Raw genomic sequence first — 14131 nt, 5'->3', positions numbered from 1 at the left:
CGCGGGTCACTTCCGCCCGATCTCCCGCGTGAGCATCGCCTCCAGCCGCGCCGGGTCGATCGCGCGGATGACCTCCGCCGGTTGCTCGCCAAGCCCCGGCTGATCGCCCGCGCGCCACGACAGCATGTCGCCGTAGCCTGCCGAAAACACCGTGTTGTAATCGATGAACAGCGTCTCGCGCTGCGTGACGATCGACGGATCGAGCCACACCGCTGCGGCAATCTCATCCCACAGCGGCCAGTCGGTGGGCAGTGTGGTGATGAACTTCGCGACCTCGGGCGTGGCGCTTCCAGCAAGCCGCGCCTGCAAGGTAGCGGAAAGCTGCGTCGCGGCGGAAGGATCGACCGGCACCGCCACGATCCTCCGCCACGGCGCGTGCGAGACGATGCTTGCCGCTTCCGGATCAAACCGGGCGTTGAACTCGCGGCGTGGCGTGTTGGTGTAGTCGCGCGCGAACTCCGTCGCGACCGTGCCGCGCAGCATCTGATGCGGGTTCAGGCTGCCGGCCATGTAGACCAGTTCCTTCGCCAGCCCCGCGAAGCTTGGGTCAAGCCGCTGTGCCAGCGCGAGATTGGTCAATGGCCCGGTGGCGAGGATCGTCACCTCGCCCGGATATTTATGCACCATGCGGATCAGGAAATTGGCGGCGATCTCATCCGCCGGCTTCGTGGTCGGGTTGCCGCCGGGCCGATCGACCGGGCTGCTCGGGCCGGGTACGTCGCGTGCTGCCTGCCCGGCGGCCGGCTTGGTCCAAGCGCCGCGCCACGAGAGCTTACCGTACAGCGCCTCCCACCGGTCGGTCTGCGCTTCGGTGTTGAGGAGCGGATAGGTTGCGCCCTGAACCACCGGCACGTCGCTGCGATGCGTGAGCTCCAGCCCCTTCAGCGCCATCGCCGTCGCACGGTTCGCCCACACGTTGCCGGATACGGTGGTGAGGCCCAGCACCTCTACATCCGGATCGCCCAGAAGCATCAGATGCATCAACTGAAAGCCTTCATCGTCGATGATGACCTTCCGCTTCGGCGCCGCGTCGGCCACGCTTATGCTGAGCAGGACCGCGAGGATCAGCGCGGCAAGCCGCATCACCGCGCCGCCATGAAGGCGTCGATCTCGGCGAGATGGGTTGCCACCGTTTCTGGAGCGAGGAACGACCCGGTAAAGCTGTTGCGCGCCAGCGTCGCCAGCGCCTCCCGGTCGAGCGCGCCCGCGACTGCGCGGTAATTATCGCCGACATAGCCGCCAAAATAGGCGGGATCGTCCGAATTGACGGTGGCTTTCAGGCCGAGGTCCAGCATCCGGCCGATCGGATGCGCGGCAATGTCCTCGACCACGCACAGCTTGAGGTTGGAGAGTGGGCAGACCGTCAGCGTCATTTCCTCCGCCGCCAGCCGGCTGACCAGTGCGTCGTCCTCGAGCGCACGGTTGCCGTGGTCGATGCGGTCGACGTGCAGCACATCGAGCGCCTCCCAGACGTAAGCGGCGGGGCCTTCCTCGCCGGCATGGGCGACGAGCTTCAGCCCCTTTTCGCGCGCGGCGGCGAACACACGCGCGAACTTCTCGGGCGGGTGGCCCACCTCCGAGGAATCCAGCCCGACGGCGGCGATCCGGTCGAGCCACGGCTCCGCCGCGGCAAGTGTCGCGAAGGCGGCCTCTTCGCTGAGGTGGCGCAGGAAACTCATGATGAGGCTACTGGAGATGCCGTGCTGCGTCTCCGCCTCGGCCATGCCTGAAAGCAGCCCCTCGATCACCGTCCCGAATGCGACGCCGCGATCGGTATGCGTCTGCGGATCGAACATGATCTCGGCATGCCGCACGCCATCAGCGACGGCACGATCGAAATAGGCGGCAGCAAGATCGTGGAAGTCTGCCTGCGTGCGCAAGACGTCCGCACCCGCATAATAGATGTCCAGGAAGTCCTGGAGGTTGCCGAACGCATAGGCTGCGCGAACATCCTCCACGCTGGCATAGGGGATCGCCACACCGTTGCGCTGCGCGAGCGCGAACATCAGTTCGGGTTCAAGGCTTCCTTCGATGTGGAGGTGCAGTTCGGCCTTGGGCAGGCCGGTGATGAAGCTGTCGATATCAGTCATGCGGTAGCTTATCCGCGCGGCTCCACGGCATCAAATGCAATGATGGCGCTGCGGCTTGCGCGGAACGCGTTTGATCGCGCACATGTTCAGCCGAGGCGGTTCGGTGTCCAGGTGACCAGTACCGACACCGCCATGATGCCGAGGTCGAGCGCCGCTTGAACTTGGTGCGGAGCGAGATCGCGCGGATCGTGCAATTGGATACGCAGATCCGCCGATGGATGCCGCGCGGCGAGTGTCGCGACCAGTACCAGCGCCAGAACCATAGCCGCCCGTCGATTGCGCATGATTGATCTCCCCGCGTTCATCATACGGGAGGCCGGCGATGGCGGCAAGCGCTGCTCAGGCGGCAAAGCGCTGTAGCGCAGGTGAGCCGCGCGTGCGGTCGCGCCCGGCCGCTTTCGCCTCGTAAAGGGCGGCGTCGGCGGAACGGTACAGCGCCTTCCAGTCGACTTCGCGCATCAGCGGGCCGGTGCAGGTGCCGATGCTGGCCGTAACCTGAATGTCGAATGGCATACGCGCGTTGCGGAGCCGGTCGAGGATTTGGTCGGCCAGCGCACCGGCGTTGGCGCCGGTGACCACCGCAAACTCCTCACCGCCAAGACGCGCGACCAGCGCATCCGCAGGCAGCGACTGGCGTAGTGTCCGTGCAAAGATGCGTAGAACCTCGTCGCCGCCATCATGGCCGATCGTCTCGTTTACGCGCTTGAAGTGGTCGAGATCGATGACCAGCAGCGTGAAGTCGCCCTCGCACCCGATCGCGCTGCGCAGGAACGCACGACGGTTGAGCAATCCGGTAAGCGGATCGGTATCGGCCAGCAATCGTGCCGCAATCTCCTGCTCGCGTGCCTCATCACGCTCGCGCGCCAGCAACAGCACGCGGTGGCCGATCGCAAGGCTCGACAGCAAAGCCTCCAACGTCATCGACAGCACCGATGAATTGTCGAGCCAGAAACTGTACGGGCCGCCAAACATGCCCCACAGCACCCGCACTACCGCAAGCACGAGCGGTACTGCCCAGGCAAGCGTGAAGAATGGCAGAAACGCGCTGTGCTGCCGCCACGCGTTGAAGAGGATCGGTACGACCGAACCGAGCAACAGCAGAAACCCGAGCGCATAGGCGGTGTCGAGCACGTGTAATTCGATTGGGGCGATCGCCACGATGCCAAGCGTCGGCACGCCGACCGCGACACTGGAGATGATGCTGAGCCGCCGTAGCCGTGCGGTCATCACGCCTTGCTCGAAGAAATCGCCCAGGAAGGCGAGGGCGGAAATCCCGGTCAGCGCCAGCAGCGCATAGTTGATCTTCATGCGTGCGGTGTTGGCGAGATCAGGCGTCAACCAGGCCAGCGCGCCGGAGGAACTGATCACATAGGCGATCAGCGAGAGCATCATCACGCAGTAGAACCGCATATAGCGGTGGCGTAACGCATAGGCGAGGCCAAGGTTGAACAGCAGCAGCGCCGTGCACGCGCCAGCGATAGCCGCGTACAGCGCGGCGAGATGAATGTCTGACCGACCGACTTCTCCGCCTGTCGCCACCGTAGGCGCGAGGAGTAGCCCGCGAATGTTCGATACCCCCTCGATGTGCCAGAGCAGTCGCACCAACGGCGCTTGGCGCCGCGGTAACCAACGCTGCGAAATCGCGCCGAGCCGGAGATCGCGCGAAACAGCACGGTCGTCGGAACGGATCGAGACAATCGTGCCATCCGCAAACAGTGCATGTACCGTCGTCGCGCGCTGCCAGACCGTGGACGAACGCACCGCCAGCCGGTCGACGCCGGCGGTGACATCGAGCGGCTGGCTCATCAGCCAGAAATCACCGTCACCGAAGCGGACCTGGGGCGTTTTGCAATCGAAGCCGTGCGGATGGCGGAACAGCTTGGCGGCAGTCATCCCCGGCGCATCGCGTAGTACGCACGTCGTGAGCGGCAGCCCGACCGGACCGGCTTTCACGACGGCACACGCAGGCAGCAGGCACACGCCGCAGATGATCGCGAGAAAGGTCGCGAGGCGGCAAACAAGGCTGCGAAGGGGTTCGTGCCGCGACATCGGACGTGTTGCTAAATCGATATGAACAACAATCGGTAAATGCGGATGGCGCAGCGGCATCAGGGCAGTTGGCACGCCTGACACCTCAGCGGCGTGGCGGCAGAGGCTAGCTCGGACCCGCGCAGGTGCCTTTTTCCCGACCAGTCGGGAGCCGGCTTCGGCGGGCTCCGCTGCAGCCGCGACCTTCTTCGGCATCTGAGAAAAGATTTGGTCGCGTGCCGCTGGAGCCGGTCGGCTCTGAAATGCGCCGCCCCGCCACCAATGGACGGGATCAGCCGGCGGGTTGGGGATCACCTCAACCCGCCGGCATTCTCCTTACTTGGCCGGCGTTTCCGCCTTGTCGAGCTTGGTCTTCTTGGGCTTCTTTGGTGCCGCCGGCGTGATTTCGAAGGCGAGGGCATTGTCCTTCATCTTCACCGTCACTTCGCCGCCGTGCACCAGCTTGCCGAACAACAGTTCCTCGGCGAGCGGCTGCTTGATCTTTTCCTGGATCAGACGACCCATCGGACGTGCGCCGTACAGCTTGTCATAGCCCTTGGTGGTGAGCCATGCCTTCGATTCATCGTCCAGGTTGATGTGGACGTTGCGATCAGCAAGCTGAAGCTCGAGCTGGAGGATGAACTTGTCCACCACTCGCGCGACCACCTCGGTCGGCAGGTAACCGAACGGCACGATCGCGTCGAGCCGGTTGCGGAACTCCGGCGAGAACATCTTCTGCACCGCCTGCTCGTCCTCGCCCTCGCGGGTGAGGTTGCCGAAGCCGAGCGTCTCCCGTGCCATGTCCGACGCGCCGGCATTGGTCGTCATGATGAGGATGACGTTGCGGAAATCGACTGTCTTGCCGTGCTGGTCGGTGAGGCGGCCATTGTCCATCACCTGCAACAGGATGTTGAACAGGTCCGGGTGTGCCTTCTCGATCTCGTCGAGCAACAGCACGCAATGCGGCTGCTGGTCGATCGCATCGGTGAGCAGTCCACCCTGATCGAACCCGACATAGCCCGGAGGCGCACCGATCAGCCGGCTTACCGAATGCCGCTCCATATATTCCGACATGTCGAAGCGCTGGAGCGGGATGCCCATGATCGTGGCGAGCTGCTTGGCGACCTCGGTCTTGCCGACGCCCGTCGGGCCGGTGAACAGATAGTTGCCGATCGGCTTCTCCGGATCGCGCAGACCCGCACGGCTGAGCTTGATGGCGGACGCAAGTTTCTCGATCGCGGCATTCTGGCCGAACACCACCCGCTTGAGATCGGTTTCGAGACTCTCAAGCGCCTTGGTATCGTCGGTCGACACAGATTTCGGCGGGATGCGCGCCATCGTCGCGATGACAGCCTCGATCTCGCGCGTGGTGATGGTCTTCTTCCGCTTGGGCGCGGGCACCAGCATCTGCATCGCGCCGACCTCGTCGATCACGTCGATCGCCTTGTCGGGCAGCTTGCGATCGTTGATGTAACGCGCCGACAGTTCGACCGCCGCCTTGATCGCGTCGGGCGTGTACTTGACCGAATGGTGCGTCTCGAAGGCCGAGCGCAGGCCCGACAGGATCTTGATCGTATCCTCGATCGTCGGCTCGTTCACGTCGATCTTCTGGAACCGGCGCAGCAGCGCGCGATCCTTCTCGAAGTGGTTGCGGAACTCCTTGTAGGTGGTCGAGCCGATGCAGCGGATCGTACCGCCCGACAATGCCGGCTTGAGCAGGTTGGACGCATCCATCGCCCCGCCGCTGGTCGCGCCGGCGCCGATCACGGTGTGGATCTCGTCGATGAAAAGCACGGCGTGCGGCAGCTTCTCGAGTTCGTTGACGACCGCCTTCAGCCGCTCCTCGAAATCACCGCGATAGCGCGTACCCGCGAGCAGCGCGCCCATGTCGAGCGAATAGATCACCGCCGGCAGCAGCACCTCGGGCACGTCGCCCTCGACGATCTTGCGCGCGAGCCCTTCGGCGATAGCGGTCTTGCCGACGCCGGGATCACCGACATACAGCGGGTTGTTCTTGGACCGGCGGCACAGGATCTGCACGGTTCGATCGACCTCGGGGCCGCGCCCGATCAGCGGATCGACCTTGCCGTTCTTGGCCTTCTCGTTGAGATCGACGGTGAACTGCTTGAGCGCGCTCTCCGCCTTGCCCTTGGACTCCGCCTTGGGCTTTTCTTCCTCTGCGCCCTTCACGTCGCGCTGCTCCGGGGTGGCGCCACCCTTGCCGACGCCATGCGAGATGAAGCTGACGGCATCGAGACGGCTCATGTCCTGCTGCTGGAGGAAATAGACGGCGTAGCTCTCGCGTTCGGAGAACAAGGCGACGAGCACGTTGGCGCCGGTCACTTCGTCACGGCCGGACGACTGGACGTGCAGGATCGCGCGCTGCACGACGCGCTGGAAGCCGCTGGTCGGCGACGGATCGGTCGCGACATCGACCTTGAGCGCTTCGAGTTCGGTGTCGAGGTAATGCGCGACAGTGGTCTTCAATTCGGGCAAATCGACTCCGCACGATGCCATCACTTTCGAGGCATGCTCGTCATCGACCAGCGCAAGCAGCAAATGCTCGAGCGTGGCATATTCGTGGCGCCGCGACGACGCGGCTTCGAGCGCCTTGTGGAGGGTGGTTTCCAGCGCTGAGGCGAAAGAGGGCATCAGGTTACTCCATGCGGGCCGCAAGCGAACGCGCGGCCCTTTCCGACTATGTTGGATGGCGGGGGGTTCGCATCAAGCACTTGAAATGCGCCTGCCCGCTTACTGTTGCGTTCGCCGCCCAGGGTGGCGGGTGCGGTCACGCCTTGAACAGGCCGTCCGCGAGATTGCGGTGCTTGGTGGCACGGTCGATCTGTTGCCGGCTGCGCGCCGCCTCCGCCTCGAGCAGCGCAATCCGCGCCGTCAATTCCTCCAGCGAGAGACGTTCGAGATCCTGCCGCGCCAGCAGCGCCAGCGGATCTTGCGGGTTTTTCGCGAGAATCTCGTCGAAGTCCATGCCCTGATCGTTGACCCGTGGGGCGACGATGTCAATAAGGCCGAATACGGGTCGAAGCCGGCAAAAAAACAGGGCGGCGCATACATGGATATACCGAAGATGATGCGGGCGATCGATCCCGAGGCGCCCGGCGGACCGGAGGTGCTGCAAGTCGTGGAACGCCCGGTGCCGGAACTTCGCGATGGCGAGGTGCTGGTCCGCGTGGCAGCGGCGGGCGTCAATCGGCCAGACGTGCTGCAACGCCAAGGCGGCTACCCGCCGCCGCCCGGTGCATCCTCGATTCCGGGGCTCGAGATCGCAGGCGAGATCGTCGCGGTCGGCGAGGGGGTCGGTGCGGAGATGATCGGCCAGCCGGTCTGCGCGCTGCTCGCCGGTGGCGGTTATGCCGAATATGCGAGCGTGCCCGCCGGGCAGTGTCTGCCGGTGCCAGACGGTCTGTCGATGGCGGAGGCGGCGGCGCTGCCCGAGACGCTGTTCACGGTGTGGACCAACCTGTTCGAGCGCGCCTATGCGATCGAAGGCGATACCGTGCTGGTCCACGGCGGCACCAGCGGCATCGGCACGATGGCGATCAGCCTCGCCAGGATCTTCGGGCTGACCATCATCGTCACCGCCGGATCGGACGCGAAGTGCGCGGCGGCGCTGGGCCTCGGCGCGGATCATGCGATCAACTATGCGAGCGAGGATTTCGTCGAGCGTGTCCACGCGATCACCGGCGGGGCGGGCGTGGCGGCGGTGCTCGACATGGTCGGCGGGGATTACCTGCCGCGCAACCTCAAGTGTCTGGCAGACGATGGCCGCCACGTCTCGATCGCGGTCCAGCGCGGCGCGAAGGCGGAGATCCCGATCTTCGAGATCATGCGCCGCCGCCTCACGCTGACCGGATCGACGCTGCGCGCGCGAGACGGCGCGTTCAAGGCGCTGGTCGCGGACGAGCTCCACCGCACCGTCTGGCCGCATGTCGAGGCGGGGCGGTTGCGCCCAGTAATGGATCGCAGCTTTCCGCTCGCGCAGGCGCCCGACGCGCACCGCCGCATGGAGGAGGGAAGCCACATCGGCAAGATCGTGCTGACGCTGGAGGATTGAGGGCGTGGCCGACGATACCATCGTAGTGCGCGATCGGTATCGGCGATGGGGAATCGGCGGCGTGATCCTGCTTTACATGCTGGCCATGCTGGCGTTGACCGATCGCAGCCTGCCGTTCGGCCGTCGCGCGCTGATCCTGCCGGGCGCGAGCATCGCCACCGCAGCCGCGCCGGCCGGCTATGCCGACGCGCTTGACCAGTACGGCGTGCATCTGTCCAAGCGCGGCGGTGCGGGCCCCGCGCAATCCGCTCCGCTTGCGGCTCCCGACCGGTTGCATTTCGGCTATTCGGTGATGGAGACGAGCATCCTCGGCGCGCCCTACTGGGTCGGCAGGGACGATGGCGATGTCGTCTATTACGAGACACTGCGCGAATTCGTCTACGCGCCGGTGAGCGACGATTACATGCGCAAGGTGCACCTGCCGGGGCCGGTGCCGCTGGCGTCGCAGCACTTCGCATGGTGGGGCCATGTTTGGGGCTGGGTATTGCCGATCGCGCTTGCCGGCTGGGGGTGGTTTGAGATCGGCGCGGCGCGCCGCAAGCGCGACGTCGAGGGGGTGATATGATGACCGACCTGATCCTGCACGAATATGCCAATTCGGGGAACTGCTACAAGATCCGCCTCACCGCCGCGCATGTCGGCGCGATGATCGAGCGGCGTGAGTATGATATCCTGAAGGGCGAAACGCGCACACCCGGCTTTCTCGGCACCGTCAACGCCAACGGCCGCATCCCCGTCCTCCAGATCGGCGACACGTTCCTGCCCGAAAGCAACGCAGCCTGCGTCTGGCTCGCGCATGGTTCGGCGTTGATCCCGCAGGATCGCTTCGACCATGCCGACATGCTGCGCTGGATGTTCTGGGAACAGTATAACCACGAACCCAACGTCGCCACGCTGCGCTTCTGGCGCGCTATGGTGGGCGAGGCGAACCTCACCGCCCAGCAGCGCGAGCAGATCCCCGCGCGCGAAACCGCCGCCGCCGCCGCGCTCGCGTTGATGGAGGAGCATTTGGCCGCGCGGGACTGGTTCGCCGCCGGTCGCTACACGCTCGCCGATATCGCGCTCTACGCCTACACGCATGTCGCTGGCGAGGGCGGGATGGACCTCGCACGCTATCCGGCGACCACGGCGTGGCTGGCGCGGGTGGCGGCGCAGCCGGGGCATATCGCCATCACCGCGTAACGCAGATGTCATGCCAGCGGACACAAGCTGTAACATTGCACGGGCATAGCCCGGACCAGCCCAGACTGGACCCGGGAGAGACCGTATGGACGCCGTCACCAGAATCGCGATGACCCTGTTGCCCGGCGACGGCGCCGTCACGGACCTTGCCGATTTCGCCAATTCCACGCCGTCGATCCCCGAGCGCAGCCCGACCGAGCGGCAGCGCTTCCGCACGATCTGGATCAGCGATATCCATCTCGGTACGCGCGGCTGCAATGCCGAGATGTTAATCGACTTCCTCGACCACGTCGACAGCGACACGCTGTTTCTGGTCGGCGACATCATCGACGGCTGGCGCCTGAAGAAGAAGTTCTACTGGCCGGACGCGCACAACGACGTGGTGTGGCGCCTGCTGAAACGCGCTAAGCGCGGCACCGAGGTGGTCTACATCCCCGGAAACCATGACGAGGTGATGCGCCAGTTTTCGGGTCTCAGTTTCGGCGGCATCTCGATCCGGCGGAAAGCGATCCACACCACCGCCGACGGCCGTCGCCTGCTGGTGCTGCACGGCGACGAGTTCGACGCGATCACGCTCGCGCACAGATGGCTGGCGCATGTCGGCGACGTCGCCTATGAAACGCTGATGGCCCTGAACCGGGTGGTGAATGCCTATCGCCGCCGGTTCAACATGCCATATTGGTCGCTGTCCAAACATGCGAAGGCGAAGGTGAAGAACGCGGTCGAATTCATCTCGAACTACGAGCAGGTAATCGCCGAGGCGGCCGGTGCGCGCGGCGTCGATGGCGTGGTGTGCGGCCACATCCACACCGCCGAGATGCGCGACATCAACGGCGTACAATATTATAACGACGGCGACTGGGTGGAGGGCTGCACCGCGCTGGTCGAGCATTTCGACGGCCGCATGGAAGTGCTGCACTGGGCCGACGAGATCGCCGCCCGGACTGCCCGCGAGGCGGAAGCGGCGGCACCCGCGAAGATCGAGATGATGGCGGCCTGACGCAGGTGCGGATCGCGATCGCCACTGATGCGTGGAGCCCGCAGGTCAACGGGGTCGTGCGCACGCTGCAATCGGTCCGCGCCGAGCTGGAACGCCAGGGGCATGAGGTGCTCGTGGTCTCGCCCGATCAATTCTACTCATTGCCGTGCCCGACCTACCCGGAAATCCGCCTCGCGCTCGCCAGCACGTCGGGCGTCGGCAAGATGCTGGCCGACTTCAACCCGCACGCCATCCACCTCGCCACCGAAGGGCCGGTGTGTCTTGCCGCGCGGCGCTGGTGCCTGTCCCAAAAGTTCCCGTTCACCACCGCCTATCACACGCAATTCCCAGATTACGTTTCGGCACGCACCGGCGTGAACCCGGAATGGGTCTGGCGCTACATCCGCTGGTTCCACGCGCCCGCGCAGGCGATCCTCGCCTCGACACCCTCGATCGAGGCGACGCTCAAGAGCCACGATCTCAACAACGTCCGCGAATGGGGGCGCGGTGTCGACCTGTCGCTGTTCTCGCCTGCGACCGCGGCCGATCAGACCATCCGCGCGCTGCCCGGTCCGATCCTGCTCTACGTCGGCCGTGTCGCGGTGGAGAAGAACGTGGAGGCGTTTCTCACCGCCGAGCATCCCGGCACCAAGGTCGTCGTCGGCGACGGTCCGGCGCGGGGCACGCTGGAAGCACGCTTTCCGGAGGCGCATTTCCTCGGCGCCCGCTTCGGCGCGGAACTTGCTGCGGCTTATGCAGCGGCGGATGTGTTCGTCTTCCCCAGCCGCACCGACACATTCGGGCTGGTGATGATCGAGGCGATGGCGTGCGGCACCCCGGTAGCGGCGTACCCCGTCACCGGGCCGCTCGACGTGCTGAGGCCAGGCGTCGGCGTGATGGACGACGACCTGGACGCCGCGATCGCGCAGGCGCTGACGCTCGATCGCGCGGCTTGCGCGGCGTATGGAGGCAGCTTCACCTGGGAGGCAAGCGCGCGCCAATTCTTGAAGGCGCTGGCGCCCGTGGGGCTCGACGACGCAGCCATCGCCGCGTAAGCGCGAGCGATTTTTCGGCCGGCGCTTGCTCCGGCGCGCCAATAGGATTAAGCCATCCTCATTATTGCGGCCGCTCCGAAAGGGGCGGCCCTTTCCGTTTTAAGGAGTGACCCGTGGCCCAGCCGCTCATGCCGCACGCGACCGCGTCCTGGCTCGTCGACAACACCGCGCTTTCGTTCGAGCAGATCGCCGAATTCTGCGGCCTGCACATCCTGGAAATCCAGGCCATCGCCGACGATACCGCCGCGACCAAGCTGACCGGCCGCGATCCGGTGCGCGCGCATGAAGTGACGCAGGAGGAGATCGACAAGGGGCAGGCCGATCCCGAGTATCGCCTCGTCATGTTGAAGGGGCCGGAGCAGGTCCGCCGCACCAAGGGGCCGCGCTACACGCCGGTGTCGAAGCGGTCGGACAAGCCCGACGGCATCGCCTGGATCATCCGTAACCACCCGGAAATCTCGGACGGCGCGATCAGCCTGCTGATCGGCACCACCCGCACTACCATCGCCGCGATCCGTGACCGCAGCCACTGGAATATCGCCAACATCACGCCGAAGGACCCGGTGACGCTCGGCCTCACCACGCAGCGCGAGCTGGATGCGGCGGTGGCTAAGGCAGCGAAGGCGGCCGGGATCGAAGCGCCGGTCGACACGCGTCTGGAGGGCGACCGCGAGGCGCTTATCACCGAACTACGCGCTCAGCGCGAGCAGGCCGCGCGCGTTGAGAGCGGCGAGGGCGCCAGCACCACGCCGGCTGAACCGACTGCCGAGACGCTGTTCCGTCGGTAAACCACTAGAAATCCGTCGCTGACACCTCCCCCGGCCTGCGCCGGAGGAAGGTGTCAGGACGGCGGCCACGCTTCCGACTGTCGGAGCGCAAAACGACCACTCGACGCACCGCCAGAGCGCTACAGCGATTTTGTACCGCTCGGTCTGGTAAGCGGCCGCCCGTGTGCCTACATCGGGTGCATGACAGCTTATTCCCTCCTTGATCTCGTCCCTGTCGTCGCTGGCGGCACGGTGGCGCAGAGCCTCGCCAACGCCGCCGATCTCGCTCAGGCGGCCGAGCGGCTCGGTTTCACCCGCTACTGGACCGCCGAGCATCACGGCATGCCCGGCATCGCCAGCGCGGCGACATCGGTCGTGCTCGGCCACGTTGCCGCCGCTACCAAGACGATCCGCATTGGCGCAGGCGGCATCATGCTGCCGAACCACGCGCCGCTTGCCATTGCCGAGCAGTTCGGAACGCTCGATGCGCTGTTCCCCGGCCGTATCGACCTTGGTCTGGGCCGCGCGCCGGGTTCCGACCAGCGCGTCGCCCGTGCGATGCGCCGCACGCTCACCAGCGACGCCAACGCCTTCCCGCGCGACGTGCTCGAACTACAAAGCTATTTTGCGGACGACGGCCAGACCGGCATCACTGCGACACCGGGTGCTGGCGCGGACGTTTCGCTATGGATCCTCGGTTCCAGTACGTTCGGCGCGCAACTCGCCGCCATGCTTGGACTTCCCTACGCGTTCGCTTCGCATTTTGCGCCCGACGCGTTGATGGAGGCGATCGCGATCTATCGCCGTGATTTCAAACCATCCGCCGTGCTCGCCAAACCGCATCTGGTGGCCGGATTCAACGTGATCGCCGCTGACACCGATGCCGAGGCCGAGTATCTCGCCTCCTCGCAGCAGCAGGCGTTCATCGCGTTGCGCACGGGCACACCGGGCCTGTTGCCACGCCCGGTCGAGGGCTATCGCGCTGGCCTCGGCGCGCAGGGCAACGCGATGCTCGACCATGTGCTGCAATGCTCGGCAATCGGCAACGAGGCGACTGTTGCGCGGGGCATCGCGGCGTTCATCGACCGGACTGGCGTCGACGAGATCATGCTCACCAGCATGATGCACGACCACGGAGCCCGCAAACATAGCCTTGAGATCGCTGCAAGCGCGATGCAGTCGCTCACGCCGGAACGCGTCGCCGCCTGATCTGGGGGCGACGAACCGCGAGCCTTCGTGTCAAGCGGGGGCCCGGCACCCGGCATTGCCGCCTCGCCGCCGTTTGGGATGAATGGCGCTAGAGTCAGCCGATCTGGATGCGTATGCCTTCGGCCTCCACCACCGGCGCCAGGCCGGCATAATCCGGCACCATTACGCAGTCCGTCTGCAGCGGGGTGCCGTGCGTTGCGGTCAACACCAGCACGTGAGCGCCAGCAGCTTGTCCGGCGGCGATCCCTGCGGGTGCGTCCTCCAGCACCAGACATGCCGCCGGATCGACGCCGAGCCGCTCCGCCGCAAGCAGATATCCGTCCGGCGCTGGCTTGCCGTGGGTGATATCCCCCGCCGTTACGAATATGGCCGGCGGCGTCAGTCCGGCGGCGGCGAGCCGGCGCTCGGCAAGCTCACGCGGTGCCGAGGTGACGATCGCCCAGCGGTTCGCCGGCAGCGCGGCGGTGAACGTCACCGCACCGGGCAGCGCGACGATGCCGTCGACATCCTCCATCTCAATCGCGGTCAACCGCGCTGCCTCGCCTTCGGGATTGGCAACGCCCAGTCGTCGCATCGTGTCGACCGCACGGACACCATGCATGATCGCCAGCACGTCCGCCGGGTCTAGTCCGATGTCCCGTGCCCAGCGGCTCCAGCATCGTTCGGCGGAGGCGACGCTGCTCAGCAATGTCCCGTCCATGTCGAACAATAGCCCCGCAAACGCGCGGCCGTAGATAACACTCACACCA

The 14131-nt window shown here is 65.6% G+C and carries 14 protein-coding genes; 7 read left to right on the top strand and 7 right to left on the bottom strand.

The genetic code is table 11. The features are described 5' to 3' along the window. Positions 1 to 6 precede the first annotated feature (6 nt). The 6 genes from OXR00_RS10265 to OXR00_RS10240 all read right to left on the bottom strand — a co-directional run bounded on the left by OXR00_RS10265 (position 7) and on the right by OXR00_RS10240 (position 7104). Complete coding sequence (locus OXR00_RS10265; protein WP_267388203.1) at positions 7 to 1083, bottom strand: nucleoside hydrolase; 1077 nt, start codon at positions 1081 to 1083, stop codon at positions 7 to 9. Further along, on the bottom strand, positions 1083 to 2090 hold the full coding sequence (locus OXR00_RS10260; RefSeq protein WP_267388137.1) for an adenosine deaminase: 1008 nt from the start codon (positions 2088 to 2090) through the stop codon (positions 1083 to 1085). Before OXR00_RS10260 ends, OXR00_RS10265 begins: the two co-directional genes overlap by 1 nt. 86 nt (positions 2091 to 2176) lie before the next feature. Then, complete coding sequence (locus OXR00_RS10255) at positions 2177 to 2374, bottom strand: hypothetical protein (RefSeq protein WP_267388136.1); 198 nt, start codon at positions 2372 to 2374, stop codon at positions 2177 to 2179. A gap of 55 nt (positions 2375 to 2429) precedes the next feature. Then, the gene (locus OXR00_RS10250; protein ID WP_267388135.1) at positions 2430 to 4139 is read right to left on the bottom strand and encodes a diguanylate cyclase; all 1710 of its coding nucleotides are present in this window, start codon (positions 4137 to 4139) and stop codon (positions 2430 to 2432) included. Positions 4140 to 4454: 315 nt separating this feature from the next. Then, entirely contained in the window at positions 4455 to 6770 is a 2316-nt protein-coding gene (gene clpA / locus OXR00_RS10245; protein ID WP_267388134.1) for an ATP-dependent Clp protease ATP-binding subunit ClpA, read from the bottom strand. Positions 6771 to 6906: 136 nt separating this feature from the next. Next, the gene (locus tag OXR00_RS10240; protein ID WP_267388133.1) at positions 6907 to 7104 is read right to left on the bottom strand and encodes a DUF1192 domain-containing protein; all 198 of its coding nucleotides are present in this window, start codon (positions 7102 to 7104) and stop codon (positions 6907 to 6909) included. An 84-nt stretch (positions 7105 to 7188) separates the two neighbouring features. Here OXR00_RS10240 and OXR00_RS10235 point away from each other — a divergent pair, with 84 nt between their 5' ends. From OXR00_RS10235 to OXR00_RS10205, 7 genes are all read left to right on the top strand, one after another. Then, on the top strand, positions 7189 to 8190 hold the full coding sequence (locus tag OXR00_RS10235) for an NAD(P)H-quinone oxidoreductase (protein WP_267388132.1): 1002 nt from the start codon (positions 7189 to 7191) through the stop codon (positions 8188 to 8190). Positions 8191 to 8194: 4 nt separating this feature from the next. After that, positions 8195 to 8755, top strand: a complete 561-nt coding sequence (locus tag OXR00_RS10230; RefSeq protein WP_267388131.1) for a hypothetical protein — start codon at positions 8195 to 8197, stop codon at positions 8753 to 8755. Continuing rightward, entirely contained in the window at positions 8752 to 9372 is a 621-nt protein-coding gene (locus OXR00_RS10225) for a glutathione S-transferase family protein (protein WP_267388130.1), read from the top strand. The genes OXR00_RS10230 and OXR00_RS10225 overlap by 4 nt, the downstream gene beginning before the upstream one ends. An 85-nt stretch (positions 9373 to 9457) precedes the next feature. Then, positions 9458 to 10372 (top strand): UDP-2,3-diacylglucosamine diphosphatase, encoded by a 915-nt coding sequence (locus OXR00_RS10220; protein WP_267388129.1) that lies wholly within the window; start codon positions 9458 to 9460, stop codon positions 10370 to 10372. Between the two features lie 5 nt (positions 10373 to 10377). After that, the gene (locus tag OXR00_RS10215) at positions 10378 to 11406 is read left to right on the top strand and encodes a glycosyltransferase family 1 protein (RefSeq protein WP_267388128.1); all 1029 of its coding nucleotides are present in this window, start codon (positions 10378 to 10380) and stop codon (positions 11404 to 11406) included. A 113-nt stretch (positions 11407 to 11519) separates the two neighbouring features. Further along, entirely contained in the window at positions 11520 to 12194 is a 675-nt protein-coding gene (locus tag OXR00_RS10210; protein WP_267388127.1) for a DUF1013 domain-containing protein, read from the top strand. Between the two features lie 180 nt (positions 12195 to 12374). After that, positions 12375 to 13382: an LLM class flavin-dependent oxidoreductase gene (locus OXR00_RS10205; protein ID WP_267388126.1), complete on the top strand. Its 1008-nt coding sequence runs from the start codon at positions 12375 to 12377 to the stop codon at positions 13380 to 13382. 94 nt (positions 13383 to 13476) lie between these two features. Here the strand turns inward: OXR00_RS10205 and OXR00_RS10200 are convergent, their stop codons facing one another. Next, the gene (locus OXR00_RS10200; protein WP_267388125.1) at positions 13477 to 14127 is read right to left on the bottom strand and encodes an HAD-IA family hydrolase; all 651 of its coding nucleotides are present in this window, start codon (positions 14125 to 14127) and stop codon (positions 13477 to 13479) included. Positions 14128 to 14131 lie beyond the last annotated feature (4 nt).

Origin of the sequence: Sphingomonas sp. GC_Shp_3, assembly GCF_026540945.1 — a bacterium.
GTDB lineage: Bacteria > Pseudomonadota > Alphaproteobacteria > Sphingomonadales > Sphingomonadaceae > Sphingomonas.
The sequence above is the reverse complement of the archived record's forward strand: the minus strand, read 5'-3'. Positions and strand labels throughout refer to the sequence as shown.